Below are 26,584 nucleotides of genomic sequence, written 5' to 3' on the forward strand. Positions count from 1 at the left end.
CTCTACTGAATTATATCAGTAACACCATTTGAGGCCTCTGCCTTTTGAGGAAGATGAAGCTACCGAATCTTTAATAATGATGGCTCTTTCTTACATCAGGTAGGTGGGAAATTGAGGTAGTTATCGGCTAATACGGGATCGTTCAATACGCAAGATATTAGACTAAACAAGTCCTTCCCGAATGCAGCTCTCAAGAGCGCTCACAATCTCGGGATCATATTGGGTGCCCGCCTGGGACTTCAGTTCCTCAAGAGCACCCTTGCAGCTCATTGCATCTCTGTACGGTCTTCGCGACGTCATTGCGTCAAATGAGTCGGCTACAGCTACTATTCTGGCCTCCAGCGATATTTCATCTCCCTTCAATCCGTCGGGATATCCGGAGCCATTTACGCGTTCGTGATGATGTCTGATGATGTCGTGAGTATCTTCTAGAAAGCTGTTTTTTACCATCTGACAGCCAAACACCGGGTGAAGCTTAATTCTCTCGAACTCCTCTTTGGTTAATCTTGAGGGTTTCTTCAGTATCGAGTCCTCGATTTTGATCTTTCCGATGTCGTGGAAAAGGGCTCCCATCGCTATGTTCTCTTGCTTCTCTGGAGGGACGCCTAGCTTTCTTGCTATGGCAACCGATACATCTCTGACTCTTTTCCCATGTCCGTGGGTGTATGAGTCCTTTATCTCAACTTGAGAAAGAATACTCTTCATCACCGAGATATTCTTGCTGATGTGCTTGAACAAAGGTCTTGAAGAAATATGCAGAAGCTTGACATCCGTTTGGGGTTTCAGCTCAACTGGAGCCTTAAGATTGTGGGCGTAGAAGTAGTCGCCATGGCCAAGATGAACTTCTTCATCGGAGGAGTTGCAGGAAATCTTTCCTTCGATCACATAATAGAATTCAAGAAGATCTCCACCCGCAAAGGTATCCAGAAAAGTGACGACTCCCGACTTGAGTTCATAAACTGAAATCTCTACTCCGTCGCCGTGAGCCAGAAGAGACAGAGAAGAGTTTTTTTGGACAACCGTTTCGATCGCTTCGTTAGATTTGCAGACTTTGAACCCTTCCATTTATTCCCCCAAAAAGAGCATCACAATAAAAACTATAATCTAGTACAGTGTATCACAAAAGACGCATAGTTTGCCTAAAACGGAAAAATGCCGTAGATGACTACGGCATCTAAAGCTCACTTTAACTCGCATGACTTGATTAGTCGTCGATAATCAGTATCGGATCTATTAGAAAGACCTTGTAGCCGAGCTTCACCGGTACATAGTAACAGATGGCTTTGCAACCAAGCTCTTCGATTCTCGCTATCGCATCCTGAGAAATTCTCAGAGCCTTACTGGCGAGTTCATTGCCTAGATTGTCTATTAGGGTTTCATATGCGTTTTGTGACATCCCTCTTTCAGTATAATGCACCGTGAATTTCTCGGCCTTCTCTACCGCCACTTCAATCAGCGACTCAATCTGTTCGTTTGCAGTGTTGGCTATCTCTTGTGCTAGATCAACCGAGGTAGCGATATCCGCAACGGCAAAAACCGAAACAAGAAGAAGCAACAGCGTTAAGGCAATTCCTTTTCTCATTGGTGTCCCTCCTCTCAATTTCTTCGAACGTATTAATCATATCATATAATCTATCGATTTCAAATATTCCGATATGCTCAGCATTACTCTCTCGACATCCCCATCTGATTCTTGATCTGCAACCGGTCTGAGATGTGATATTCTCATACTAGCATGTAGTTCGAGAGGTGAGGACTGTGGAGAAATTCTTCGATCTTTCCAGAGCAATTGAACACGGCCAGGCTGTCTATCCAGGCGATGAAGAGACTGAGTTGATCAGATCCAGGCATCTGGCAAAAGATGGGTTCAACAATCACAGGCTGAGAATAAGTATGCACTCGGGAACGCACATTGACGGACCCATGCATTTGACAGAGTCTGACACATATATTGACGAGATTGATATCGGCAGCTTCATCGGAAAAGGTATTTTACTGGACGTGAGGGGCGAAACGGAGATAAGAATGAAGTCGGAGTATGAAAAAGAAGTACCTCTGGAGGCGATAGTCTTGTTCTGGACGGGCCGTGACGTGTTTTTTGGAAGTGAGGATTATTTCGTCAACAACCCCTATCTGACGATGGAGCTCGCCGAGTTTCTGGTTAAGCGGAGAACCCGGCTTGTTGGTTTCGATTCATCCTCTCCTGACAGGTTTCCCTTCGATATTCACAGAATTCTATTCAATGGAGGCTGTTTGATCGCAGAAAACCTCACGGGGTTTGAAAGAATCGCGAACTATGAGCATATCAAAGTCTTTGCGATTCCCCTTAAGATCCATGCCGACTCCTCTGTAGCGCGAGTCTTTGCGATTGCAGAATAAAGGAGGGTAGAGCTTTGAAGATCCAGCAGATTGGCAGCAGGGGAGTTTTGTTTACCTTTCAGGACGGAGACTCCCCGATGACTGGAGAGACATCCGTTTACTTGATAGAAGGCAGATATCGATTCTATTTGTGTGACACGTTTCTGGGGAACAGATCCATGAGTGTTGTCAAGAACTACATCCAGGAGACTTCCAGAAAGGATCTTGTAATCTTCAACTCACATTCGGATTATGACCACATCTGGGGAAACGGAGCATTCGAAGGGTGCGAAATCGTGGCTCATGAATTTGCTAGGAGAAGAATGGAAGAGAGATGGGATTACGATTTCGAAAATCTAGAGAGATTTCGAGACGGAGAAGTTTTGAAAAGACTTCCCGGCATTACCTTCAGCGATAGACTAGTCTTTGAAGATGACGACATAGAGTTTCGTTATATGCCCGGGCATACGCTGTGTTCTTCAATATGTCTGGATAGAAGAGAGTCGGTGGTCTTCGTGGGAGATCTTGTGGAAGATCCTCTGCCACTTACTCTTTGGAACGATCTGATCACGTTCATGGAGAGTTTGAAGACTATACTTGAATCGTCATGTCAGACAGTTATTTCCGGACACTCTGGCATCGTCGCTGGGAATCTTATAAGAAGCAATCTAGAGTATCTGAAGGCTCTTTTCCTTGGTGAAGAAATAGACGTTGAAGAAGGCGAAGAGACACATTTGTTCAACACGAAGTATCTCGACTTTCTGCATTATGAAGATATCGCAAGAAAAATGCTTGGCGAGAAGTTTGACTTCGTGCAGTTCAAGAGAGAGTTTTGGCAGATGCTTGGAGTGGAAAGGGAATCTTTGAAATTTGAATCGAGATTGATCCGACAGACTCCTTCTGAAAGACTTGAAGAGATCTGGCCCCAATATGAAGAGCTGTTGAATAGCAGGAAAGCTTTGGAATGAAAGAGAGTAGAATACTTAGCAGCAAATGAATTCGATGGAGGTGAGAATGTTTGGATTTTCGATTATTCCTTTAATTATAGGTATCACGGCGGTTGTGGGACTGATTATGTACTTCACGATTGCAAGGTGAAACGAGAGCAAAGGTTAATAAACCAGTAGTGATCTTATATCCCGGACAAGTGAACGCTTTCATGATCTCTTTTCCATGACTGGTATCTTTCGGATGTCTTTGCTTGGTCGTATTAAATTACTGCCCCTCAAACGTTCAAAACGAGTGAAGGGAAGCTTGATCAGATAGTAAAACTACTCTAGAGAAGTATCTCGAATCTGCAGAGTATCCTCTTCATTGATTGCTGAGTTACATCCCTTCCGAGGCTGCATGTATTCGGACGTATGTATCTTCACCCCACACGGCAGAGAAACGATTCTGGGAATAGTAGGCTGCCGCCTGTTGTAGCAACCCGGCCTTACATGGTACCAAGACCTGGACACCGTATTTCTGGGCGAGTTCTCCGATTATCTTGGCTTCACGTGCAAGAACTTCCGTTTCCATGTATGATCTCGCTATGTGCAGCGCCTCCAGAATCCAGTTCTTCTGCTTGTCGTTCAGCATCCTCCATGTAGCCTCGCTAATTACCGGGTTGATCGATTCTATCTGATGTCCGGTGAGTATTACGGTCTTTATCGAATCGATGCATTCTTCAGCTGTAATGCATTCAAGAAGCATCTCAGCACCCTGAACCGCACCACAGCTCATTGCTTCCTTTAAAGTGTTCTGACCCATATAGACGGGAGTTGCACCAAGAGCTTTGCAGGCGTCATATGATCCGGGGTAACAGCTTGAGCAGAGTTTCAGCCCCGCAAGTGCTGAAGACTCTTCCATACTTCCTATGGTTTGGTTCAGAAAGAGCTGATGGCTTCCACAATACCAGTTATCGAGGACTCTTATTCCCGTGGCAGCAACTCTGTCGAAAATCTCTGCCATGATTTCACTATCCGTTGCCCTGTCCATGTGTTCCAGGTCCTCAAAGAGATAAGCGGCTGTGAAAATCGAGAGTTCGGGCAGAAACAGAGAGTCAGATATCGTGCACAGGTTACAATCAAATGCCATCAATTCCGTTCCGTTGATTACACCGGAAAGAAGTTCTTTGGAACTACGGTTATTAGTATGAAAGATCCTGACGTAGATGTCTCCTTTGCTGAGAGTGTTTACGGTGCTTGCGAAGACCTTCATCGCCTTAACTTTCACATCATCCAAGGGAGCGGAGGTAAAGGCGCTTATGAATACGCTGTACTCCTCTTCTTCCTCACATTCACTGTAGAAGCCGTCGACTGCTTCTACGGGTTCAGATTCTTCCTTAGATGAAGAGGCAGAAGATGCAAAATAGTAGAATGAGGGATCCCCCTCTTCCTCCCCTTCTCTGTAGAATCCTCTTGCGGCCATATTCTCCAGAGTGATTGGGTCTGTATTGTCTTCTTCATACTTGAAAGAAGAAACCGAAGATACGAAATAGTAGAATGAGGGATCTTCGTATTCTTCGCCTTCTCTGTAGAAACCTCTGACCTCCATGTTTTCTAAAGTGAGTGACTCTAGATTGTTTGCATTATCTTTGACAGAGGGGACATTCACCACGAAAACGTAGGATTCGTTGACTTCTTCCTCCAGGTAGAACCCTCTCGCCTCCATGTTTTCTTTTTTCAGGGAATCTTCTTCGACTGTCTCTTCAACATTAGGTTCGTACATCTCGTCTATCGGTTCTTCGGAAAAAACGGATACACTAAGCATTATTATTGAGACTAAGAGAAAAACTGATATTAACTTCATTCTTCTCATGTAATCTCCTCCTCGGGCCAATGAGGCCTCTTATCGGTTAGATCGCTTTATGTAAGGGCGATATATACCATCGGTTTTTTCCTATCGCAACGAGAGTATAAACCCCGAAATAGCAGCTGAAGGGGTACATTTGCCTCGAACTTGATGGGAACACTTTGCTCAAGAACAGTTTTTTGAGATCTGCTATTCAAGGGTATTGTTAGCGTGACAAATAACTTCATTAGCTTGGTGTATTATGAAGTAGAGTGGATTTTCGTTTATGCTGGAGGGTTTCAGTTGAGATTCAGGAGTTCTGAAGAAAGAGCCATGGCAATGGGGACGATGAAGATTCCCTCTCTGCTCGTCGGTCTTTCGATTCCTTCAATCGTTGCAATGTTGACAAATGCTATCTACAATCTAGTCGATACTTTCTTCATTGGGCGGATAGGCACAAGCGCCGTAGGCGCAGTTGCAGTCGCTTTTCCGATATTCAATCTGATTGGAGCCGTTGGTCTGACTTATGGCGTGGGAGCGGCTTCGTATGTCTCGCGTTTGCTCGGTGCAGGAGATAAGCAACAGGCCGATAAAGCGGCATCTACGGCTCTATTTACGAGTCTGGCGACCGGGATAGCCTTTACATTGCTTGGATTGATATTCTTGGACCCGCTCCTGACCGCTTTTGGCGCAACTGAGACAATAATGGAATATGCTAGGGAATACACAATGATAATCATTATGGGATCGATCTTCACCATGATGAATATGACCATGAACAACCTAGTTAGAGCGGAGGGTAACGCCCAGAGATTCATGGTTGCCATGGTATCGGGAGCTCTACTGAATGTCGCTCTCGATCCGGTTTTCATATTTGGCCTTGGAATGGGAATAACTGGAGCGGCCGTCGCAACTGTAATATCTCAGTCTGTTTCGACGATTATAATCCTCGAGTACTTCGTTCGTAAGAAGAGTTACACAACTCTATCGATAAGGCTGTACAGGTTCTCTCTTCAGATATACTCAGAAATCTTCAAAATTGGGCTTCCGACATTCTTGCGACAATCCCTGTCCAGTTTCGCCGTTGCACTGTTGAATAACGCCGCCGGAAACTACGGGGACCACGCCGTTGCGGCCGTCGGAATAACAATGAGGGTTCTTATGTTGGGCATGATGGTTCTATTCGGATACGGTCAAGCATTTCAACCGGTTGCTGGCTATAATTACGGCGCAAAGAAGGTTTCGAGAGTTTTCGAAGCTCTGAGATTTTCGGTGATCGTGACAACGGTCTTTGCAACGGTTTTTGCCATAATCGGGTTGACAATACCTGGTTCGATTATCAGCATCTTCAGTAATGACCCCGAAGTCATCGATGTGGGTTCCAGAGCCTTTAGGGCGGTAAACATTTTCTTTCCCACATCCGGCTTCGTGATAACCTTCACAGTTTTGTTCCAGGCACTTGGAAAAGGTTTCGCGGCTGGCTTCCTTTCGATGTCGAAGCAGGGGTTCTTCTTGATTCCCGCAGTGATTGTCTTGCCAAGGTTTTTCGGACTCAACGGAGTGATTTATTCTCAAACAGTTGCAGATTTCTTTACACTTTTCATTGCGGCTATTCTTGCATTCATGATCGTTAGAAAACTCAAGTCGCAGAGTAGAGAGCTTCCCGTGGAAGAACAGGGGGCTAGTTACACCTAGAAGATTACAGGTGAATTCCCTTCTCTTATGAAGGCCCAAGACATATCTTTGGCAGTGTGACCAATTCCGATGTTCCCATATCTGTCGATCGCTATGAGTCCACATTCACAGTTGAAGTATCTGGCTCTCTCGAGAGCGATGTCTACGGATTTTTGAGCGGGGTATTGTTCCATGAAGAAGGCGACCAGCCTGCTCAGTGTGAGCTTCATGATCTTTTCTCCATGACCCGTTGCGGAGATTGCACCGAATGAGTCCGCATAGGTTCCTGCTCCCAAAATGGGGCTATCTCCCACTCTACCGAAACTTTTCATCATCATTCCGCCCGTGGATGTTCCGGCGACCATTCTTCCGTGGTCGTCTAGTGCGACCGCGCCGCAGGTAGAGTGATATTTCTCGGCTTGTTTTGCCAGCTTGACGCTCTTTCCAAATCTAGTCTTCTCGCCTCTGGCGATTTTTTCAAGTTCTTCTTTCCACTGAAGGTGTCTTTTCGGAACGATCAGTTCATCTTCCCTAGGAAACCCTAGAACTGTAACGAATTCCTCCAGTTCGGCTCCGGCAAGCAAAACATGATCGGTTTGCTCCATGACGGCCCGTGCCACCGTTATGGGATGGAGAATTCTCTTAAGTCCGGAAATCGCCCCCGCATTTAGGTTGTTGTCCATTATCGCAGCATCCATTTCTATATCGCCGCGATAAGTAAGCGCCGATCCCCTGCCACAGTTAAAGGTGGGATCTTCTTCCATCACGGACACGGCGGTAACAACGGCTTCTTCTGCGTTGTTCATCTTCTGAAGAGTTGAGAATCCTTGCTTGACAGCCTCTTCGACTCCTCTTCTGTGTTCATCGGCGTCTATTACGCTACTAAAGCTTCCGGTACCGCCGTGTACAATGATGGCCTTCATGCAAACACCTCGTTTCAGGCAATAGAATCTTCCTTGATGAAAACAAGAACACTCCTCTTTAAAAAGCAATTCAGATGCCGCGGTGGGCTAAGTCAATTTCCCTCTTCGATTCCTTTTTTCTTTTCACAAATTAGAGCCTTCACAAACAAGCGATGAAACTACTTGCTCTTTCCTTCAGTACTTATTGCCTTGTAACCTCTCTCCTCTACCTCAAACAACCTTCTCATCTCCTCCATGCCGGTCTTCTTCTCGCTTAGAATGATGAAGTTCCCTATCATTTCCGCTACTGCAACGGGTCCGACGAAGGAATTGCCAAACAGAAGTGAGTTGTTCTCGCACAAAATCGACGAATAGGCTTTTGAATAGACCGGACAGTCAATGGAATCTGTAACGAGCAGAGTTCTTGCGGTTCTTTCACGTGCAAAGTCGATCATGTATCCCACTTCTTTTGAGTATGGAGGAAAGGTCATAACTATCAGAGCGTCATTTCTTTCCATAAGCTTTATTTTGAAGGAAAAGTCGGAGACCGATCCCGACAACAACCAGGTCGGCTTCCGCTGGAGAACGGAGATTGTGTACCGCATCAACGAAACCACGTGTCTTGTAGCGCCAAAGCCCCCGAAATAGATGTTCCTGGCTGTCCTTATAGTGTCCACCCATTTGTGAAGCTCTTCTTCTCTGATCCCGGACAGAGTGTTTTTGAGATTGTTGATCTCATTCTGTCTTAGCAATTTCAACTGGTTTTCCACCGGAGCCATGTCAAGTTCTGTCGTTGCGATCTTTTCATACGGAGATAGCCTTCTTCTAAGTTCGCGCTGGATAGCCTTTTTCAGTTCATTGAATCCCGAGAAACCGAGACGCCTAGAGAATCTGACTACAGATGCCTTGCTAGCGCAGGCCATAGAGCTGAGTTCTTCAATGGACATGAATCCCACTTGCGAGTATTCTTTGAGGATATAGGTTGCTATCCTTTTGTAAGCTGGCGATAAACCATCTTTTATTTTCGCTATTTCTTCGGATACCATTGTTATCAACCTTTCGGCAAGGAATTAGTTAATCACTTATTTTATGAAACTATCTTTTCATAATAATAGCATAGTGAAACTATATTTTCATAACTGTATTCGCTGATTTTTGGAAAAAACTGAGATGATCGGTGAACTGTCAAAGCTTGATCTCGATGCTCAATTTCGTGAGAGATGATTTGGTAGATTTGATGTGATCAAGGTCTGTAGGAATTAGTTTGGAAACATTCTACTTAGCAGTTCATGATGATAGAATATAGCTACACTAATAGGAGGTGGATTTATGAAGCGAGTTCTTATCCTTACGATCTCTCTGATGTTAGTAGCAGCGGCCTTTTCAAACCTGGTGGTTTATTCCAGTGTGGATGAGGCAAATGCAAGGAAGATATTGAACGCATTTGTAGAGGAGACCGGAGTCAAGGTAGATTTCGTATTTCTTTCATCCGGGCCGGCGCTTGCACGAATCGAAGCAGAATCAAACAATCCACAGGCAGATGTTTGGTTTGGGGCTCCTTTGGAAAATCACATTATTGCAAAGGAAAGGGGACTTACGCAGTCTTATAGGACACTGAGCGTGTACGGTGTATCTCCAGAATTCTATGATGTTGAGGGCTATTATCACCCGATTTACATGAATCCTCTTGGCGTTGGAGTGAACACTTCAGTTATTGAGCAGATCAAAGCTTCTGTACCGGAAACATGGGAAGATCTCCTTGATTCTTCATACAGGAGAATGATACAATATCCAAATCCACAGTCTTCAGGAACTGCATACAGTCTGATAACTGGTCTTGTGAAGATTTACGGTGAAGACGGGGCTTTCGAGTATCTGAAAAATCTCGCTCCAAACATCCAGACCTACACACAGAGCGGAACTGGACCCTCCAAGGCCGTCGGCCCCGGTCAGGTTGCGCTTGGAATTCAGTTCACCCCTGCTTTCTTCCAGTTCATGGAACAGGGATATCCCGTCACCGTGGTTTTCCCTAAGGAGGGCGTACCATACGAAGTGGCATCCGTTTCGATTCTAAAGGGTGCCAGGAATCTCACCGATGCCCAGAAGTTAATTGACTGGGTTGTGTCAAAAGCCGGTCAGCAGCAGGTGGTTGATCAAAAAACCTTCTTCTACCCGATCAGGCCAGATGTTGACTTCGGCAGTCTGCAGCCTCTTTCGACCATTAACCTTGTTTCAGTAGATCCATCCTGGGCTGCAGAAAACAAGACCAGACTTATCGAAAGATGGATTAACGAAGTGCTTCCATACTAACGATCACTTAGATTTGCTTTGAGGGGGAGAAATCCCCCTCTTTAATAGGAGGTCGTCCTGTGGCTATAAGGGGAGAAGAAGCAAAAAATAGGTTTCTGAATCTTCTTAGGGATCCAGTTCTGCTTTTGATAATAGTCCTGATATTCGCTGCCCTGGCAATATTCATTGTCTATCCCCTATTCAGGGTTTTCGCGGTCAGTATGACCGACAAGGAGGGCAGATTTGACCTGAGCGCGTACAGCCACGCCTTCTCGAATCGATACATGAGGCAGGGCTTCTTCAACAGCCTTTTGGTGGCTAGCCTTACGGCAATATTCGGAATGCTTGTCGGGTATCTGTTTGCTTACACTCTTAACAGAACGGATATTCCGCTGAAGGGCTTTTTCAGAACCGTTGCCGTTCTGCCGATAGTCTTTCCACCGTTTATTGGCGCACTTTCTATCATAATGCTATTCGGATTCAACGGGATCATTACCGCCGGGATATTCGGGATCAGGAATTTCCCGGTGTACGGTTTATGGGGTCTCATGATGGCCCAGGTGGTCTGCTTTTTTCCGGTTGCCTTCATCACATTGGACGGCGTTATAGGAACCATCAGTCCGACACTTGAGGATGCCGCCTTCAATCTCGGTGCAAATCGATGGCAGGCCTTCAGGAAAGTAATTCTTCCGATGTCGGTTCCGGGTATTGCCAGCACAATGCTCGTTCTATTCATAGAATCGCTCGCCGACTTTGGAAATCCTTTGATTCTTGCAGGCAGCAAATTTCCCGTGCTCTCAGTTCAGGCATACCTGCAAATAACCGGAATGTTTGATACTAGAGGGGGCGCTGCCCTCGCGGTCTGGTTGCTATTCCCTTCCATAGTGGCATTCGTAATCCAGAAGTACTGGGTGGGGAAGAAGAAGTACGTCACGGTTACAGGGAAACCGACGACTTCCGTCCTGAAAAGCGTCAGTAAACCGGTGAAATGGATTCTATTCTCCCTATGTATGTTAATTGCGGTCTTCACGCTGACTATTTATGCAACTATATTCTGGGGAGCTTTCGTTAAGGCGTGGGGGATGAACAACACCTTCACCCTCGAGAATTTCAGATACGTCTTTGATGTTGGACTGGAAGCAATCAAGGACACTCTCATTATTGCTTTCACATCCACACCGATATCTGCCGTTCTTGGCATGATAATCGCGTTTCTTCTGGTTCGTAAAGTCTTTCCCGGAAGAAGAGTAATGGAATTCACTTCAATGTTAAGTTTCGCAGTTCCGGGAACAGTAATCGGAATAGGTTATATTCTTGCATTCAACAAGCCTCCGTTGCAGCTGACTGGTACTTTGGCAATACTCGTTCTCAATTTCGTCTTCAGATATATACCCGTTGGAATACAGTCGGGTGTTGCTTTGCTCAACCAGGTAGATCCTGCGATCGAAGAGGCGGCATATACACTTGGAGCAGATAACAGGCAGGTTTTCACGAAAGTGACGCTGCCCCTTATTATGCCGGCCTTCTTCTCCGCTCTAGTCTTTGCCTTTGTAAGGGCGATGACTGCAATCAGCGCGGCGATATTTCTTGTTTCGGCCAGATGGAACCTGATAACAGTTCAGATACTGAGTCAGAGTGATTCCGGACGTCTATCGGAAGCATGTGCCTTTTCTGTGCTGTTGATCGGTATGATTATGAGCTTCATTCTTATATTGAAGATCTTCCTGAAGAACAAAATTAGTCTATCCAGCGGTGGAACGGCGGGACAGGGGTGATTACATGAGTCTGATTCTGAGAAATGTTAGAAAAGTCTTCACGAGTTATGGTACAGAAACAGTCGCCGTTGACGACTTCGATCAAGAAATCGGGAAGGGGCAGCTTGTAACACTCCTGGGTCCTTCGGGATGTGGAAAGACGACCACATTGAGAATCATTGCCGGGTTCGAAGTTCCGACAAATGGTCGAGTTTTGCTGGATGGGAAGGACGTCACAAACCTGCCTCCCAATAGGAGGAGCATTTCGATGGTCTTCCAGAGTTACGCTCTCTTCCCTCACCTAACTGTGGAGGAGAATATCGCTTTTGGTCTGAAGCTGAAGAGACTTGATAAGAAAACCATGAAGAAAAAGATACGGGAGATGACAGACCTGGTGGGACTTAAGGGTCTTGAAAAGAGACGACCCGATCAACTGTCCGGCGGTCAACAGCAGAGAGTTGCATTGGCGAGAAGCCTTGTTATGGAGCCGAGCGTTCTTCTTTTTGATGAGCCGCTCTCGAATCTCGATGCGAAATTGAGGGAATCGATGAGGCTCGAAATCCGTCGAATACAGCAAGAGGTTGACATCACCAGTGTGTACGTTACTCACGACCAGGTAGAGGCGATGAGTATTTCCGATGTCATTGTGGTAATGAACGACGGAAAAGTAATGCAAATAGGAAGTCCGTTTGATATCTACGCCAGACCACAGAACAGTTTTGTAGCAGATTTCATCGGACGGGTCAATTTCATCGACGGGGAAGTGGAATCTGTCGACGGCGACTCAGTGACCGTGTTGTGCAGCTCTCTGGGAAAGAGGTTTGTAGGCAGTAAGGGAGGTGAATTCGCTGTCGGAGACAGTGTTAGGATAGTATTGAGACCGGAGTCCCTTTCTGACAGGGAAGAAGACAAGATCAATATTCTTAATGGGAAGGTCTTGAAGTATGTCTTCCTCGGATCGAATGTTGAATATGAGATAGAGCTTCCGGATGGAAAGAGGTTGAACGCAGTGACTTTCAACCCAATTGAAAGAAAGTTTCCCGTTGTAGGCAAGGAAACCGAACTTTTCTTCTCAAAGAAAAGTGCATGGGTCATAAAGAGCTGATATGGATGGTCATGATGTTCTGACCTATTACTGTCTGGATAGGCGCAAGGGCTTTCTCTCTGAGAAAGTAGAGGTTACGCCTTATACTTATGAAGAAGAAGACCCAGGCCCTTACAGTCTTTCAGAGAGAGGCTTCGAAGATTATCTGGGGCGACAGTACCTTTCCGATTCGGACGAAGAGTTGCGGTTGGATTTCTTCGAGAATTCGTTGCCGATCGAGGGCAAAGCCCCCGCCTGGCAGATAATGACCGTTTACTCTTATGAACCTGATTTTGGAATGGATAGAGACCTGAAGCTTTCTCCCCTGCAAAGGTTTGTGGGAAGCAGCGGAGCGTGGCGACATGAAGAGTTTCACATCATACTTCGCTTTGGCGAAGTGACAAAGAGATTCCTTCATTTCGATCAAATGAGCGAACTAGCTATGCAAAAGGGTGACAGGTACTGGGCTCTGAGATTTGCGGCCCGTGCCATTCACTATCTCGAGGACTGCGGAACCCCGTACCACACCTCTCCGGGGACCCTCTTCGAAGTACTCAAGATTCCTTTTCTATACAAGAGGCAGTTCAAGAAGATAAGCACATTCCACAAATTCCACGACAGGTACTTAGGCTACCGGCTTTGGAGAGAGTACGGTACGTACATTGAAGAGATCAAGACCGCGGAGCCCAACGATCCAAAATCCCTAGAAGTCGTGGCTAAAACAACGAGAAGGGAAGCATTGCGGCTTCTTCCCGAGACCGAGCGATCAATCAAGACTTTGCTCGACGAGGACCCGCCGATGTTTTCCGGAATAGAGTGCTCAAAAGATTACTATGACAATCTGGTTGCTTGTAAAGATACAAGCGAACTTGACCGAATAAGTCGTAAAGTGCTGAAGAACACCTCTTCAGCTGTGAAGACATACCTGAAGCATCTTGACCGGAGGTTCTCTTAGAAGATCCATTGGGGAAAGAGCCAAGGCACAGAAAAGCCTCTGGGGACGCAAAGCTGCCTTCGGCAGGTGGCGAGGAATCAACAACGAACAACTTCATTCTTGAGAGAGTATCAGAGCTTTAGGATTTGAACTCAAATCCCTCGTCGAAGACTTCTAGGCAAACATTAACGACCTTTCTGTCGTAATACTTGCCCGAGTTTTGGATTATCTCTTCAAGGGCCTTGTCCATTCCCAGCGAAGCTCTGTATGGTCTGTGTGAAGACATAGCTTCAACAACATCGGCTACGGTGATTATTCGGGCTTCAATTCTAATATCGTCTCCCTTAAGTCCTCGAGGGTAACCCGAGCCGTCAAGCCTTTCATGATGCTGGAACACTATTTCCGCTATAGGCCACGGGAAATAGACTCCCTTAAGTATTTCGTAACCCTTTGCAGAATGCTCTCTAACAAGGTGATACTCGAGATCGTTAAGTCTCACGGGCTTTGTCAGTATTTCTGTCGGTACCGCACTCTTTCCTATGTCGTGAAGCAACGCGGCAACTCGAATCGATTCGATAATGTCCTTGTATTTATCATTATCTGAATATAGTCTTCGGGCAATAGCAACTGAAAGCTCACTCACCCGTTTCTGATGGCCGGAAGTGTATGGATCTCTCGCCTCGACAAGAGATGACAGTGTGTTTATTAGTGATTCAAGGCTTCTTTGAACCGACTCCTCTGATCTCTTTCTTTCGGTAATATCTAGAACGATCGCGACGAATACACGCTCATATTCGTCTTCATGTAGTTGAAGTCTCACTTCCACGGGATAGGCAGTTCCGTCTTTTCTGACATGCTCGGTCTCAAAGACTTCATAGGACATCGGGTCTTTTTTGAGTCTGTTCAGAACTTCCTCAAAAACTCCTCTATCCATCTTAAGTTGCAGATCCAGAGGAGTCATTTTACGCAGTTCATCAAGAGTGTAACCCGAGTTTTCCGTAGCCCCTCTATTCGCTTGAAGGAAACGCAATGAGTCCGGGTCGAACAAATACATCTCGTTGAACGAGAGATCTATGACACTCCCAAGCCTCTTAAGGGCCATTTCGGCAATCCTTCGACTTTTGACACTCCCCATGCGTAAAGGCAGGGGATTCTTGGGTGATTAAACCGAAGTCCATTTCTGGTATCGGAGTATGACCCCAAGTTCAGGGCTGTGCCATCAGCCCGTCCCTAGGCAGAGCATATCAGCTCCTAGGGCTGGCAGACTATCGCTTACGCTACACCATCTGCCACAGTTGCGGAAATAATATTTATCGCTCCCAACCTATCCCGGTGGGTTTTAAATCCGCAACCGCACACATATTTTCTATCGTTGGCTTTGTTGCGTTTACCACATTTCGGGCATTTCTGGCTTGTATATTCGGGATTAACGTATTCTATTTTAATTCCTGCCAGAATTGCCTTGTATTCGATGTACTTTGCCAGTCGATAGAAACTCCAAGTATGCAAATTCTTCTCATTTTTGCGGCTTGTTTTTGCCGTGTTGCGGATATTCGTCAAGCGTTCCATACGAATAACTGCAACATGATTTTCTTTCGCAGAATTAACAATTCGGCGGCTGATTTTATGGTCTTGGTCTTTCATCCAGCGCTGTTCCTTGTCGTGGCGTTTTTTTATAGCTTTGAGCTTCTTGAGTTCGCCGAGTTTTCGCCGTACTGAACGATGTTTGCGCTTGATAAATTTATTTTGTCTGCCATTACCAATGAATTTGGTTTTTCCTCCTTCCACAACGGCTACAGCAGGATTTTTAAGACCTAAATCCACACCCATGATTTTATTACTGGTCTTAGACTGTTCTTCATCCATTTCTACGGCTATTTGGGCTATGTATTTACCTGATTTTTGAGTTATACGAAGACTACCGAGTTTGCCGTTTAACCGTTCCCGTTGGTAGTCGGTCAGCACTGCTTTAACTTCAATACGTTTAGACTTATCGGCAATTAATACAGGAAACGACAGGATATTTTCTTTTAGAGAATAGTTCTGGTTGTTCCAGATTCCAACAGGTTTTTTAAGAATTGGCACTCTGACTTCTTTCTGGTCTTCTGGTTTTAATCTGGCATTGGCACAAACATTCTTTTTATACTTTTCGAAAACGCTTTTAGCGTCTTGTATCGCTTGGTTTTTTACTGCACTGGGAAGCTCCGCAACAACGGTTTTACTAGTATATTTAAGGGGTGTATCGGATTTTACGAAGTCTGCTACGATGTGGTTGACCAAGCGGATGTATTCTTGAGTTGTTGCTTGAAGAAGAGTATCCTGTTCTCTAGTCGGCTCTAATTTAATTTTGACGGTGATTTGCACTTTTTCACCTCCTTTGCGAAGTTTTTTGGCTTTCGATATACTGTTTAATTGCGGAAAGTGGCGCACCGCCTACTGTAGCAGCAAAATAACTGTTTGTCCAAAGTGTAGGCAATTTCGTCGTCAAGTGTTTGAATTCTTGCCTAAGTATCCGTGAAGTATGACCTTTAATTGCTTTAATAAGTTTATGGACTCCATATTGCGGGTCTACTTCGACAAGCAAGTGAACATGGTCAGGCATGATTTCCATTTCGATGATTTCTGCTTGACGTTCGGCACAGATACTTACAATCAACTCCTCTAATCGTAGTTCTACATCACCAACCAAAACTTTCCTACGATATTTAGGGCACCAGACTATATGGTACTTGCAAGAGTGTACAACATTGTTGTTCGACTTAAATTTAGTGTTCATACATGTATTAGACCATATCACACTATCTGATACAAATAGAAGAATTAAGCCGATTGAAAAACATCGAGTTTTCTAATCGGTTGTGCCTCATATCCCCATAGCTGAAGCAAGGGGCTTTACGGCACTTTCGGTAATGTCCAGAGCGATAGCGGCGATCATCGGTTTGTCGCCTTCGGAAGGTATGGGGAATTTCTGTACATAGAGGATCTTCTCCTGACCGTCGGCAGCCATAATCCTTTCTTCCCTCACTATCTGTTCTCCATTCTGAGTTCGCAGGTCGTCGTCAAGTATATCTCTGCCTAGCTTTCCGGGGTAGTTTTCCTTCGGATCTCTTCCAATCCAGTCGTCCTTGAACCCGAACATCTTGCTTGCAAAATCGTTGAAGTATGTCATTCTCAAATTGCTGTCCGAAATGAATACTGCTCCGGGAAGTCTATCCATGAACAGAGAGAATCTTCTCTGGAGAAGTTTCTCGTTCTTCTCAAGCTTGAGCTTGCAGATTGCGTAAGAGATATCGTCGACTATTTCGGAGAAGAGGTCTCTTTCTTCCTTTGAAAGATAGAAACTTGCCTTAATGACAACTGCCATGGCCCCCATGCAGTTGTCAGCAACTCTTAAGCCTTTTGCAAACACCGCAAGATCACCGGAGTCGCTAAATGTCAAGCACTTCTCGTGGTATTCCTTACTTCCGATCGAAATAACGCCTTCCCTTTCCATTGCCTCTCTCAGCATGGGAGGAATATGACCTGATTCTAAACTGGATTCTATTTCCAGCAGTTGAGATCTGCTGAAGCCCGAGGCGGCCCAGCTTGAAAGGTCCCCATTATTGGTCAACAGAATCATGCATCTCTCAAACCCTCTGGAGCCGGTCATCAACTCGGCACTCTTCTTTATGAGATCATCGATATCATTTTCGGTAACGATCAGACGATTAACTCTTCTAATTGAGGAAAGAACTCCGCTCTGGTGTTCTAGCTGAGCTTCAATTCTCATTGATGAAATGCCGAATGAGATGTCTTCAGCAAGCTCCTCCAAGAGTCGAACTTCCTCGCTATCAAAAGCGTCTTCATACTCCGAGTAAATCACCAGGCTGCCTATTACCCTCTTATCGACTAAAAGAGGGATTGCAACCGAGGCTTTCAGCCCGTACTTCAAAACAGTGTCTTTCCAAGGCAGATAATCGGGGGAACGATCAATGCTTCTGGTAATAACGGTCATTCCGGTCTTAATAGCTTTTCCTATGGCACTTCTGCTCAGTTCGCTTTCATCCCAGGTAATTGCAACTTCAAACGGATAGTCCTTTGCCTTTCCGCTGACGGCAACCGGGTCAAGAGTCTTTTCTCCGGGCCTCTTAAAAGCTACCCAGGCAAGCGGGAAATCTCCAATCTTGGCGACGATATCACAAAGTCCATTGAGAAGAGATGCTTCTTCCTTTGCATGAACCAAGAACTCATTTGCCCTTAACATCAGTGTTAGCAACTTGTTAAGCCTTTGGAGTCTCATTTCGGCCGCTCTGTGCTGTGTTAGATCCGTATGGATCCCGACCATTCTCAAGGGTTCGCCGCTACTGTTCCTCGATACTACCTTTCCACTGTCGAGAACCCAGACAGACGAGCCGTCCTTCCCAATAAGCCTATACTCCAGCTGATAATTGGGTGTCTTGCCAGTAAGGCATTTCTCCAGAAGAGACTCCACTTCAGCGAGATCTTCCGGATGAACTCTCTTCTTCCATTCCTCTACGCTACTGGAGATCTCTTCATCAGAGAAACCCAGCATCTCCTTCCATCTTCTTGAGAAGAAAACGTGACCGGTCTTGATATTCCAATCCCACACACCTTCTTCCGAGGCGTCTATTGCAAAAGTCAACCTTTCTAGACTGTCCTTCATATCGTCCTGAATCGAGATTCTCTCTAGGGTATTTGAAAGAACCGAAGTCGCGGATAAGAGTAGCTTCCTCTCTTCTTTCAGGAAAGGTTCATCTTTGAAGAGTGATTCGTTGATAAGCGATATACTTACCTCTCCCATCTTCTTTCCATTTACGACTATGTCGGAAGAGATCGCCCTTTCGTTCGACCAATTGTCTCCAGAATTCCAGATACTCCCGTTGAATTCGATTCTTATAGATACTTGATCGGTGAACCTGAATCCTTTGGGAAGCTGATCAATTAGCAGACTGACAGCTTCATTTGCTGTCGAGGATCCGTGAAGCGCGCTGGAGATCTTGTAGATACAATCCAGTTCTTTCATTCGCTCCTGAAGAGCGAAGACGAATTTCTCCAGCTTGTCGCTACCTTCTTCAATCGTCACATAAACGCCTCGCTCTGCAGTAGTCTAGAATCATTCTAGCATTAAACAGCCAGACAACAAAAGGTTATGATGACAACGAAAATAACCGCCCCGAAGAGTGCGGGACGGTAAGTAAGTGTTTCAGAAGGCATCACTACTATGGGTATTCAATCACTCGGATCTAGAGTATGTTATTGACAGTTTAGGACACTTTTCCTTGCACTTGAGGCAAACGAGGCACTCTGAATTGTCTATCTTCATTCCATCACTCTCTTTTTCGATGGCGCTAACGGGGCAGACCTTCTGGCAGATTCCGCAGGATACGCATGAAGGTTTGTCAACCTTCATACTGAAAAACGGTTTCTTCGAGAAAAACGTTAATAGCGTTCCAAAGGGACATATATACCTGTGCCAGAACTCCTCCTCAAATATCAGAGTAACCAATACCGAAAACGCTGTGATGTAAAGAAGGAGATTGATCTTGATTTTGAAAACCCTAACCGAAATCATAAGCACCACAAAGAGTATCAGAATCGCCCATCTGAATACGCCGTTCTTGAATATCGCCGGCGTTCTTAGCCTCTTCAGCCTCAATTTCGCATACAACCAGTCTATTGGCCTGAACAGGGTCTCCATGGGGCAGATCCATTCACAATAGATTCTCCCCAGAAAGAGAGCGCCCAGAAGTCCGACGCCGAATACCAAGAACCATCTCTGCAAATCCCTGTTTCGCAGCAAGAATACGAAGAGAGCGAGAAAAAGGACCTCCACGATCACTCTTAGTGTTGCAGCTTTCTTGCTAGACATAATCATCTCTCCTTTCATTCAGAGTCTATAGCAAACAGAGAGTCAAGTACGTGACATAAGTCACGAACTCGGTATTATCAGTCGAAATCGAATTCAAGCTGGTATAGTCTTCTATATGTCCGTAAATGCGGGGGGTGTTTCTTTGAAGAAGATCGAAGGAAGTGAATGGAAGAGACTCCTACCTTTTCTGTACAGAAACAAGGAGTTCAACATGTTCATTATTGGAGATATCGAGAATACGAGTTCCGATTCAGAGCATATGGAGATATTCCTCGATGGAGATCTAGACGACCCGAAAGGTGTCCTCCTTCGTTACTACAAGTTCTTCATTCTAGCCGATTCCAGTAGAATGGATTTTCGAGAAGCTGCAGGTATCATAAAGAGGGATGTTCGGGCAATGATGCTTACCGGAAGCGTCTACGGGATAGACAAAATGGCTCCGTATCTTAGTGAGATGTGTGAGGAAGAGGACGCTCTGCGTTTTGCCGTCATGAAGGAACCCAACCTTGTCGAGTCTGTATTCGAAGTGAGAAGAGCAACGATGAAGGATGCCACAAAGCTTCTGGAATTTCTTTGCTCAGTAGAAGAGTTTCATGCTACGGAAGAAGAGTCTTTCATGGCCACACTGAGAGACGGAAGCACTCGAAGATATATAATTGAAGATAGGAGCGAAATCGTGGCTACGGCTGCCAGTACTTCCGAGAGTTGCGATATGGCGATGATCATTGCAGTTGCGACTAGGAAGGACCATAGAGGGCGAGGCCTGGCATCGGCAGTAGTATCCAGACTCTGCGGGGATCTCCTTGCCGAAGGAAAGACTCCCTGTCTGCTCTACGACAATCCTGATACGGGTAGAATCTACAATCGACTTGGATTCAGGGAGATCGGGGAGTTAAAGACGCTAAGATTCAAGAAACCATAGATTCATTTAGAAATCGATTACTAGACCTACTTGACCCATCGGGACGAAACTGGTTTCTGGAGAAATGATTCTTTGGACCACGTTCAGGTTCAACCCTAGCTGGAATCCGGCCTTAAGTCCAGGTGAGATATTTCATTTCGTTTCCAGAAGCACGCCCAGAACTGCTGCGAGACTAAACGATTCGGAGATGATCGCTCCCAGGCAACCTCTCATAAGCGCTGAAACTTCCATTCTATCCTTTCGTAGCATTATCGATGAGCAACTGTATCCCCCTGTGAAAGAAAAAGGCCAGGGGCTGCCGGTCCGAATATCGTGATCGGCGGTATGCTCCAAATCCAAAGCAAAGACCAGAATCCATCTCAAAGGACAGACCGAGTATTGAGAGACCTTCAATCCCCATCCTCAACGTAAGCCCCGGAAGTAACGAAATGAAAAGGAGAATCGCAATAATCGAAGCGAGAACTTTCCGCATGATCCACCTCCCTTCTTCGGGAAGATTATATTGTTTTGTCTTTCATAAATAGCCTCATCTTGTACACAGATGATCGGCAGGTTGATGATAAAATCTTACTAGTGACAAAGAGTGAGGTGTGAGTTGATGGAGCATGGCAAGATATCGCCTAAGGAAGTAGTTGAGAACTTCTTTGACAGTTATAGAAATCACGATCTCGAGTCAATCGAATCGCTATGCTGTGCTGATATTACCTATGTGAATCCCGAAGGGCTCGTAAGTAATGGGAAGGGTGAGTTTCTTGAGCTTCTGGAAAAGGAGTTTGATTCGTTTGGGGTTCTCTTTGAGCCGATATCTTGGGAAGTTACAGTTGAAAGAACCTCGTTCTGTTTTGTTTCATGGAAACGAGGTATGAAAATCGCAAGAAAAGCTGCATTCAGGAGAGTAGAGGTATTCGGTTCGGCACTTGTTGTGAAAGCAGATGGCAAGTGGCAACTGATGCACTTCCAGCATGGCTTTACAAGTTCTTACGCCGGCCTTCTGAAAGCCAAGAAGAAGTGATTGCAATCTCACGGATCGCTTTTTCTCGCTAAGGATCGTACATCTAAGTGATTTTCGGCACTACGAACCGACTAAACAGATTAGCCCGGCAATTAGCGTCATTTATTAGGAGGACAAATCTGTGGAAAACAACAGGAAAGCCTGGCTCGTAGTCTTTAGTGGTTTGGGGGTCAATTTGACTCTCGGGGTCCTTTATTCGTGGGGAATTATCTCAGCGGCCTTGATAGACGACTTCAACTGGACAGCAACGCAGATTCAGATTCCTTATGTGCTTGCTTCAGCGGTCTTTGCTTTAACCATGATTCCAGGAGGAAAGCTGCAGGATAGATTCGGTCCAAAGCCAGTTCTTTTCGTATCCTCACTTCTTGCGGGGATCGGTTTTATCTTCTCGGGGATGAATCTTACCGTAGCCGGGTTAACCTTCTTTTTCGGGTTCGTGTTCGGGCTTGCGATGGGATTTGTCTATTCATCGCCAACACCGGCTGCAGTCAAGTGGTTTCATCCCGATCACAGAGGGCTGATATCAGGTATTGTTGTTAGCGGTTTTGGATTGGCACCTGTGTATATAGCGCCGCTGACTTCGAGCCTCATTGCTATGTTTGGACTGCCGACGGCTTTGGTGATTCTTGGTGTTCTCTTCTTTCTGATTGTCTTTTCCCTCACCTTCCTAATCTCCAACCCTTCCGATGGTGTGGAAAAGGTAAAACTTAAGAAGAAGCCTAGAAGAACCCATAGGCTGGCGACAAAGGATTACTCATTGTCCGAAATGATGAAGACACCGCAGTTCTATATTTTGTGGACCATGTTCTTCTTTGGTACGTTTGCAGGACTGCTCATTATCGGTCAGATGTCGAAGATAGGGCTAGAGCAGGCATCAATTAGCAATGGATTTCTGCTGGTGGTTGTTTATGCGATTTTCAATTTCATTGGCCGGGTAACGTGGGGCACGATATCTGATTATATTGGAAGAACGGCCACCCCTTCACTATGTTTGCCATTCAGGCTCTCATATACTTCCTTTTCAGTTCATTCACCAACCCTGTTGCTCTGTTGATAGGGAAGAGCGTTGTGGGATTCACTTTTGGCGGAATGCTCGCAATCTTTCCGGTTGTAACTGCCGATTTCTACGGTGTGAAGAATCTTGGACTGAATTACGGGGTAATGATAACGGCCTGGGGTGTAGGCGGAGTCATCGGCCCTTTGCTAGGTGGGATTGCGCGCGACCTTACGGGTGGATACGGGATAAGTTACTTGGTCTCAGCGGTTCTGAGTGTTTTGGGTGCAGTGCTAAGTCTTATAATCAGACATCCAGAAGCAGAAGACCGCAAGGGACGTTTGGGGGAACCGGATGGTAAAACGGGTGGAAGCACTTGAGAAGATCAGGAAGACTCTGGCCGTCCTATCGGACGACGTTCAGTGGAAACTAGATGACATCGTCCAAACGATAGGAGATCTTATAGATGCGGAAAGAGAGATAAAGGTGGATTCTCTGAGAAAGATAGCAGCGATGAGTTCCCACAGGAGAAGACTTCTAAGCTATTACCTGATGGCTGTCGAAGAGAGAAATTCTTTTCTGAAGCAGAGAATTGAAGACTTATGGCAAGTAGAAGACAATGAGCTTCAGGAGGTTATCGAGGATCTTCAAGAACTGTCCAGAGATTCTCAAGACATGAAGAACGAACCTCCAGCTGGAGACTAGAGGCTCTTCTCTATATATTTCATGAGTGTTTCCAGCTCCGCTATCTTCTCCTCAATATCGCCGGAAACCACTGCTTCTCTTATGCAGGTTTCGATATGCTTGTTTACAACTGTTGTGTTTGCCTTCTTGAGGAGCGAGATGACAGCGAGAAGCTGAGTGGAAATATCTATGCAGTATCTCTCTTCTTCTATCATCTTGATTATGCCGTCTATCTGACCTCTGGCAGTCTTAAGAATCTTGAGAGCCCCGTCGTGTTTGTGATGAGAATGTGTATTCATAATTACTCTCTGATTCCCATAAATGAATAACCTGCATCTTCAATAATCTCTCTCAAGCGGTTCTCTTCAATATTCTTGGTTGTGAAGATTTCTGCGATTCCTTCATCAATGTCTACCACTGCGTCCTCCACGCCTTCCACAGACTTCAACGCTCTTTCCACTCGCATTTTGCAGTGATTACAGCTCATTCCTCCAATTTCAAGCTTCATAATATTCCTCCTTCTAGATTCGTACTCTCTTCAACCTCAGTGCGTTTGCGACTACACTAACACTGGAAAAGGCCATGGCTGCACCGGCTATCATAGGGTTAAGCTTTATTCCGGCCACTTTGTAAAGGAGACCGGCTGCCACTGGTATTCCAATAACGTTATAGAAAAAGGCCCAAAAGAGATTCTCTTTGATGTTTCTGATGGTTGCTCTGGATAGCTTTATTGCCTTCGGAATATTCTTAAGATTGTCGCTGATAAGAACGACATCTGAAGACTCGATAGCGATGTCGGTTCCCGATCCGACGGCAATGCTTATATCGGCCTCCGCCAGTGCCGGGGAATCGTTTATCCCGTCGCCAACCATCATGACGGTCTTGCCTTCTTTCTTAAGATCAGCAACCTTTCTCGCCTTGTCTTCGGGCATTACTTCGGCAAGGACATTCTCGATTCCTACCTGTTCTGCGATTGCTTTCGCGGTCCTGGTATTGTCTCCCGTCATAATATAGGTATCTATTCCCATTTCTTTCAGCGTTGATACGGCTTCCAAAGAATTCTCTTTCACAACATCTGCAGTTCCAAACACCGCCGCTGGCTTGCCGTCTACGGAGACAGAAACGGGGGTCATTCCCTTGCTGGAAACCTTGTCCACTAACTCCATCTCTTCCGCAGATAGACCAACAAAACGGTGATTCCCGATTCGTACCTCTCTTCCGTTAACAACTGCGATGATTCCCTTTCCAGGGTATGCCTCGAATGAAGAGACTTGCAGCAATGTGCCGTGATAAGCAATCGAAATAGCCGAGTCTAGAGGATGAGAGCTTCTTCTGGCGACGCTTGCAGACAGTTGTAATACCTGATCGCGATCTAGAGATCCCATTGTGTGAATGTCTACAAGCTCGGGTCTTCCTCGCGTTATGGTTCCTGTCTTGTCGAATACGATAGCATCAACCTTATGGGTTACTTCCAGTGCTTCTCCGTTTCTAAAGAGAATCCCCAACTCTGCTCCCTTTCCTGTGCCGACCATGATTGCTGTAGGAGTAGCGAGTCCCAGGGCGCAAGGACAGGCAATCACAAGGACTGCGATCATCATTGACATGGAGAACGCGAATCCGTAGCCTAGGAGTATCCATGTAACAAAGGTGACTGCAGCAACAATAAGTACAAAGGGCACGAAGTAGCCGCTCACGATATCTGCCATCCTTGCTATCGGAGCCTTAGAAGACTGAGCATCTTCAACGAGCTTTATTATTCTCGATAAAACTGTATCGCTCCCTACTACTGTAGCCTTCATCTCAAATATTCCGCTGATGTTTGTTGTGCCGCCGATCACCTTAGCACCCTTCTGAACGTCAACGGGGATAGATTCCCCGGTTATTACCGATTGATCGATGGAGCTCGTTCCTTCCAAGATTTCCCCGTCTACCGGAATTCTCATTCCGGGCTTGACAAGGAGAGTATCTCCAACCTCGGTTTCCTCGATCGCAATTTCTTCGAAGCCGTCGCCCCTCTTCACATAAGCCGTTTCCGGAGATAGACCAATTAACTTCATTATTGCATCGGAAGTTCTGCCTCTCGAAAGGTTCTCTAGATATTTACCAAGCGAGATCAAAGCAATAATCACTCCTGCCGATTCAAAATAGAGATCTGCTACGTAAACGTGGTTACCAAGAGCGATTTGAGCCGTTGCAAAGATACCGTACGCAAACGCTGCGCCTGTTCCGAGACCAACAAGACTATCCATATTTGGATTGCCTCTGAAGAGATTCGGTATTCCCTTAAGATAAAAATCCTTTCCGGCAATTACTATCGGGACTGTTAAGAACAACTGAATCATAGCGAAGTTCAACGGATTCATATGAGGATCTATGATTATGGGCAATCTGAGTCCGACCATATGGCCCATGGCAACTATCAACAAGGGCAGAGCAAAGATTGCGGAGAATACCAGCTTCCTCTTGTAAGAGAGCGTCGCCGCCTCTTTTCTTAAGCGGCTTGCTGCAAGGTTTTCCGTTATGAGGCCTCCAGCCTTATAGCCTGCCTTTTCGACAGCCACCTTAACTTGACCGATTCTAAGAGCGTCGGGATCATACTCAAAGGAAACGGTATCTGAGGATAGATTCACGCTGACGCTCTTGATACCTTCTAGTCTACCGATCGCTTTCTCAACAGCTACGGAACATGCTGCGCAGGTCATGCCATCAATTTCCATTACGGCGTTTCTTCCGGACTTCACTTCTTTGAGCGAGTAGCCAGAGTTTTCCACTGTTTCAAACAGCATTTCTCTATCTATTTTGTTTGCAGCTTCGATAGAAAGTCTTTCCGTTGAAAGATTGACGGTCGCACTCTTCACCCCTGCGATTTTCGAGGCAGCTCTTTCAACCGCTTTTGCACAGGCCGCGCAGGTCATACCTCCAACGATATACTCTTCTATCAAATCTATTCCTCCCCTTAATTCTCGGTTCTCCTTGTGGTTCTCGCTAAGCACTTTCCGCATCTAGTTGAGACCGTGCACTTTTCCAGTTCCTACTATGACCAAACTCTCCTTACACTGAGAAATTCGAAAATAGGCCTATTTCCATGAACTGACTGCAAACTCTTCTTCATAATGCTCGTAAAGAGCAAAACTCAAATCATCTTACAACTCCCCTCCCTGGGGGGAGGTGTTATTATAATACAATAAATTCTGTCGGTTTTCAACGAATCTGAATAGGTTCTGGGATTTGTACCCTATAAAGAGCTCTGAAGAAGAAAGTTGAAGAGAATTATTAGATAGATTCTTTTCTCCTCGGAAGTTATATGATTGTTGAGGATCTAATCTGGCTGTA

Annotated in this window: 26 protein-coding genes; 12 read left to right on the top strand and 14 right to left on the bottom strand. The window is 45.6% G+C overall.

All coding sequences use genetic code 11. From position 1 onward, the window contains the following. Nucleotides 1-162: 162 nt before the first annotated feature. Both RJ60_RS09260 and RJ60_RS09265 read right to left on the bottom strand, forming a co-directional pair. Nucleotides 163-1,065, bottom strand: a complete 903-nt coding sequence (locus tag RJ60_RS09260; protein ID WP_103134541.1) for an HD-GYP domain-containing protein — start codon at nucleotides 1,063-1,065, stop codon at nucleotides 163-165. Nucleotides 1,066-1,204: 139 nt separating this feature from the next. Beyond that, nucleotides 1,205-1,582: a hypothetical protein gene (locus RJ60_RS09265; protein WP_103134542.1), complete on the bottom strand. Its 378-nt coding sequence runs from the start codon at nucleotides 1,580-1,582 to the stop codon at nucleotides 1,205-1,207. 176 nt (nucleotides 1,583-1,758) lie between these two features. On the opposite strand from RJ60_RS09265, the gene RJ60_RS09270 reads away from it, so the two are divergent. Together RJ60_RS09270 and RJ60_RS09275 are read left to right on the top strand one after the other, a co-directional pair. Continuing rightward, nucleotides 1,759-2,379, top strand: coding sequence for a cyclase family protein (locus tag RJ60_RS09270; protein WP_102819009.1), 621 nt, complete (start codon nucleotides 1,759-1,761; stop codon nucleotides 2,377-2,379). A 14-nt stretch (nucleotides 2,380-2,393) separates the two neighbouring features. Further along, the gene (locus tag RJ60_RS09275) at nucleotides 2,394-3,326 is read left to right on the top strand and encodes an MBL fold metallo-hydrolase (RefSeq protein ID WP_102819010.1); all 933 of its coding nucleotides are present in this window, start codon (nucleotides 2,394-2,396) and stop codon (nucleotides 3,324-3,326) included. Between the two features lie 358 nt (nucleotides 3,327-3,684). Here the strand turns inward: RJ60_RS09275 and dctP are convergent, their stop codons facing one another. Then, entirely contained in the window at nucleotides 3,685-5,160 is a 1,476-nt protein-coding gene (dctP, locus tag RJ60_RS09280; RefSeq protein WP_103134543.1) for a TRAP transporter substrate-binding protein DctP, read from the bottom strand. Nucleotides 5,161-5,436: 276 nt separating this feature from the next. Here dctP and RJ60_RS09285 point away from each other — a divergent pair, with 276 nt between their 5' ends. After that, the gene (locus RJ60_RS09285; RefSeq protein WP_102819012.1) at nucleotides 5,437-6,828 is read left to right on the top strand and encodes an MATE family efflux transporter; all 1,392 of its coding nucleotides are present in this window, start codon (nucleotides 5,437-5,439) and stop codon (nucleotides 6,826-6,828) included. Here the strand turns inward: RJ60_RS09285 and RJ60_RS09290 are convergent. Beyond that, on the bottom strand, nucleotides 6,825-7,730 hold the full coding sequence (locus tag RJ60_RS09290; protein ID WP_102819013.1) for an isoaspartyl peptidase/L-asparaginase family protein: 906 nt from the start codon (nucleotides 7,728-7,730) through the stop codon (nucleotides 6,825-6,827). The two genes, RJ60_RS09285 and RJ60_RS09290, sit on opposite strands and share 4 nt — an antisense overlap. A 158-nt stretch (nucleotides 7,731-7,888) precedes the next feature. Further along, a complete protein-coding gene (locus RJ60_RS09295; RefSeq protein ID WP_102819014.1) occupies nucleotides 7,889-8,755 on the bottom strand; it encodes a MurR/RpiR family transcriptional regulator in 867 nt (288 codons plus the stop codon). 283 nt (nucleotides 8,756-9,038) lie between these two features. Between RJ60_RS09295 and RJ60_RS09300 the strand changes: the two genes are divergently transcribed. Genes RJ60_RS09300 through RJ60_RS09315 form a run of 4 tightly spaced genes read left to right on the top strand, consistent with a single transcriptional unit; the run spans nucleotide 9,039 to nucleotide 13,791 of the window. Next, nucleotides 9,039-10,019, top strand: coding sequence for an ABC transporter substrate-binding protein (locus RJ60_RS09300; protein WP_102819015.1), 981 nt, complete (start codon nucleotides 9,039-9,041; stop codon nucleotides 10,017-10,019). A 59-nt stretch (nucleotides 10,020-10,078) separates the two neighbouring features. Further along, entirely contained in the window at nucleotides 10,079-11,773 is a 1,695-nt protein-coding gene (locus RJ60_RS09305; protein WP_102819016.1) for an iron ABC transporter permease, read from the top strand. Nucleotides 11,774-11,777: 4 nt separating this feature from the next. Then, nucleotides 11,778-12,857: an ABC transporter ATP-binding protein gene (locus tag RJ60_RS09310; RefSeq protein ID WP_102819017.1), complete on the top strand. Its 1,080-nt coding sequence runs from the start codon at nucleotides 11,778-11,780 to the stop codon at nucleotides 12,855-12,857. A 1-nt stretch (nucleotide 12,858) separates the two neighbouring features. Next, nucleotides 12,859-13,791, top strand: a complete 933-nt coding sequence (locus RJ60_RS09315; RefSeq protein ID WP_102819018.1) for a hypothetical protein — start codon at nucleotides 12,859-12,861, stop codon at nucleotides 13,789-13,791. 118 nt (nucleotides 13,792-13,909) lie between these two features. Here RJ60_RS09315 and RJ60_RS09320 read toward each other — a convergent pair whose 3' ends face one another. The 5 genes from RJ60_RS09320 to RJ60_RS09340 all read right to left on the bottom strand — a co-directional run bounded on the left by RJ60_RS09320 (nucleotide 13,910) and on the right by RJ60_RS09340 (nucleotide 19,639). Further along, the gene (locus RJ60_RS09320) at nucleotides 13,910-14,872 is read right to left on the bottom strand and encodes an HD domain-containing phosphohydrolase (protein WP_258006253.1); all 963 of its coding nucleotides are present in this window, start codon (nucleotides 14,870-14,872) and stop codon (nucleotides 13,910-13,912) included. A gap of 170 nt (nucleotides 14,873-15,042) precedes the next feature. After that, entirely contained in the window at nucleotides 15,043-16,134 is a 1,092-nt protein-coding gene (locus tag RJ60_RS09325; protein ID WP_102819020.1) for an RNA-guided endonuclease TnpB family protein, read from the bottom strand. A gap of 4 nt (nucleotides 16,135-16,138) precedes the next feature. Then, nucleotides 16,139-16,546: an IS200/IS605 family transposase gene (gene tnpA, locus RJ60_RS09330; protein ID WP_102819021.1), complete on the bottom strand. Its 408-nt coding sequence runs from the start codon at nucleotides 16,544-16,546 to the stop codon at nucleotides 16,139-16,141. Nucleotides 16,547-16,633: 87 nt separating this feature from the next. Then, nucleotides 16,634-18,853, bottom strand: coding sequence for a PAS domain-containing protein (locus RJ60_RS09335; protein ID WP_102819022.1), 2,220 nt, complete (start codon nucleotides 18,851-18,853; stop codon nucleotides 16,634-16,636). A 150-nt stretch (nucleotides 18,854-19,003) separates the two neighbouring features. Beyond that, nucleotides 19,004-19,639 (bottom strand): 4Fe-4S binding protein, encoded by a 636-nt coding sequence (locus tag RJ60_RS09340; protein WP_102819023.1) that lies wholly within the window; start codon nucleotides 19,637-19,639, stop codon nucleotides 19,004-19,006. Between the two features lie 142 nt (nucleotides 19,640-19,781). On the opposite strand from RJ60_RS09340, the gene RJ60_RS09345 reads away from it, so the two are divergent. Beyond that, nucleotides 19,782-20,561, top strand: a complete 780-nt coding sequence (locus RJ60_RS09345) for a GNAT family N-acetyltransferase (protein ID WP_102819024.1) — start codon at nucleotides 19,782-19,784, stop codon at nucleotides 20,559-20,561. Between the two features lie 132 nt (nucleotides 20,562-20,693). On the opposite strand, the gene RJ60_RS15450 is transcribed toward RJ60_RS09345, so the two are convergent. After that, on the bottom strand, nucleotides 20,694-20,954 hold the full coding sequence (locus RJ60_RS15450) for a hypothetical protein (protein WP_146028907.1): 261 nt from the start codon (nucleotides 20,952-20,954) through the stop codon (nucleotides 20,694-20,696). Nucleotides 20,955-21,159: 205 nt separating this feature from the next. On the opposite strand from RJ60_RS15450, the gene RJ60_RS09355 reads away from it, so the two are divergent. From RJ60_RS09355 to RJ60_RS09365, 4 genes are all read left to right on the top strand, one after another. Further along, nucleotides 21,160-21,573, top strand: coding sequence for a nuclear transport factor 2 family protein (locus RJ60_RS09355; protein WP_102819026.1), 414 nt, complete (start codon nucleotides 21,160-21,162; stop codon nucleotides 21,571-21,573). Nucleotides 21,574-21,694: 121 nt separating this feature from the next. Further along, nucleotides 21,695-22,627, top strand: a complete 933-nt coding sequence (locus RJ60_RS09360) for an OFA family MFS transporter (protein WP_258006254.1) — start codon at nucleotides 21,695-21,697, stop codon at nucleotides 22,625-22,627. Continuing rightward, on the top strand, nucleotides 22,561-22,947 hold the full coding sequence (locus RJ60_RS16200) for an MFS transporter (RefSeq protein ID WP_258006255.1): 387 nt from the start codon (nucleotides 22,561-22,563) through the stop codon (nucleotides 22,945-22,947). Before RJ60_RS09360 ends, RJ60_RS16200 begins: the two co-directional genes overlap by 67 nt. Next, nucleotides 22,922-23,272: a hypothetical protein gene (locus tag RJ60_RS09365; RefSeq protein ID WP_103134544.1), complete on the top strand. Its 351-nt coding sequence runs from the start codon at nucleotides 22,922-22,924 to the stop codon at nucleotides 23,270-23,272. The genes RJ60_RS16200 and RJ60_RS09365 overlap by 26 nt, the downstream gene beginning before the upstream one ends. Here the strand turns inward: RJ60_RS09365 and RJ60_RS09370 are convergent. The 3 genes from RJ60_RS09370 to RJ60_RS09380 are packed head-to-tail and all read right to left on the bottom strand — an operon-like array spanning nucleotide 23,269 to nucleotide 26,253. Then, a complete protein-coding gene (locus tag RJ60_RS09370) occupies nucleotides 23,269-23,550 on the bottom strand; it encodes a metal-sensing transcriptional repressor (RefSeq protein WP_102819029.1) in 282 nt (93 codons plus the stop codon). The genes RJ60_RS09365 and RJ60_RS09370 overlap by 4 nt on opposite strands. Nucleotides 23,551-23,552: 2 nt before the next feature. Continuing rightward, on the bottom strand, nucleotides 23,553-23,759 hold the full coding sequence (locus tag RJ60_RS09375) for a heavy-metal-associated domain-containing protein (RefSeq protein WP_103134545.1): 207 nt from the start codon (nucleotides 23,757-23,759) through the stop codon (nucleotides 23,553-23,555). Between the two features lie 13 nt (nucleotides 23,760-23,772). Continuing rightward, the gene (locus RJ60_RS09380; protein WP_103134546.1) at nucleotides 23,773-26,253 is read right to left on the bottom strand and encodes a heavy metal translocating P-type ATPase; all 2,481 of its coding nucleotides are present in this window, start codon (nucleotides 26,251-26,253) and stop codon (nucleotides 23,773-23,775) included. Between the last annotated feature and the right edge of the window lie 331 nt (nucleotides 26,254-26,584).

Source organism: Mesotoga sp. B105.6.4 (genome assembly GCF_002896535.1).
Classification (GTDB): Bacteria; Thermotogota; Thermotogae; order Petrotogales; family Kosmotogaceae; genus Mesotoga.

Bases quoted from the DNA above. Each gene is read 5' to 3' on its own strand.
- RJ60_RS09260 (WP_103134541.1), bottom strand. From the start codon at position 1,065: ATGGAAGGGTTCAAAGTCTGCAAATCTAACGAAGCGATCGAAACGGTT.
- RJ60_RS09265 (WP_103134542.1), bottom strand. From the start codon at position 1,582: ATGAGAAAAGGAATTGCCTTAACGCTGTTGCTTCTTCTTGTTTCGGTT.
- dctP (WP_103134543.1), bottom strand. From the start codon at position 5,160: ATGAGAAGAATGAAGTTAATATCAGTTTTTCTCTTAGTCTCAATAATA.
- RJ60_RS09290 (WP_102819013.1), bottom strand. From the start codon at position 7,730: ATGAAGGCCATCATTGTACACGGCGGTACCGGAAGCTTTAGTAGCGTA.
- RJ60_RS09295 (WP_102819014.1), bottom strand. From the start codon at position 8,755: ATGGTATCCGAAGAAATAGCGAAAATAAAAGATGGTTTATCGCCAGCT.
- RJ60_RS09300 (WP_102819015.1), top strand. From the start codon at position 9,039: ATGAAGCGAGTTCTTATCCTTACGATCTCTCTGATGTTAGTAGCAGCG.
- RJ60_RS09310 (WP_102819017.1), top strand. From the start codon at position 11,778: ATGAGTCTGATTCTGAGAAATGTTAGAAAAGTCTTCACGAGTTATGGT.
- RJ60_RS09315 (WP_102819018.1), top strand. From the start codon at position 12,859: ATGGATGGTCATGATGTTCTGACCTATTACTGTCTGGATAGGCGCAAG.
- RJ60_RS09320 (WP_258006253.1), bottom strand. From the start codon at position 14,872: ATGGCCCTTAAGAGGCTTGGGAGTGTCATAGATCTCTCGTTCAACGAG.
- tnpA (WP_102819021.1), bottom strand. From the start codon at position 16,546: ATGAACACTAAATTTAAGTCGAACAACAATGTTGTACACTCTTGCAAG.
- RJ60_RS09340 (WP_102819023.1), bottom strand. From the start codon at position 19,639: ATGTCTAGCAAGAAAGCTGCAACACTAAGAGTGATCGTGGAGGTCCTT.
- RJ60_RS09355 (WP_102819026.1), top strand. From the start codon at position 21,160: ATGGAGCATGGCAAGATATCGCCTAAGGAAGTAGTTGAGAACTTCTTT.
- RJ60_RS16200 (WP_258006255.1), top strand. From the start codon at position 22,561: ATGTTTGCCATTCAGGCTCTCATATACTTCCTTTTCAGTTCATTCACC.
- RJ60_RS09365 (WP_103134544.1), top strand. From the start codon at position 22,922: ATGGTAAAACGGGTGGAAGCACTTGAGAAGATCAGGAAGACTCTGGCC.
- RJ60_RS09370 (WP_102819029.1), bottom strand. From the start codon at position 23,550: ATGAATACACATTCTCATCACAAACACGACGGGGCTCTCAAGATTCTT.
- RJ60_RS09375 (WP_103134545.1), bottom strand. From the start codon at position 23,759: ATGAAGCTTGAAATTGGAGGAATGAGCTGTAATCACTGCAAAATGCGA.
- RJ60_RS09380 (WP_103134546.1), bottom strand. From the start codon at position 26,253: ATGCGGAAAGTGCTTAGCGAGAACCACAAGGAGAACCGAGAATTAAGG.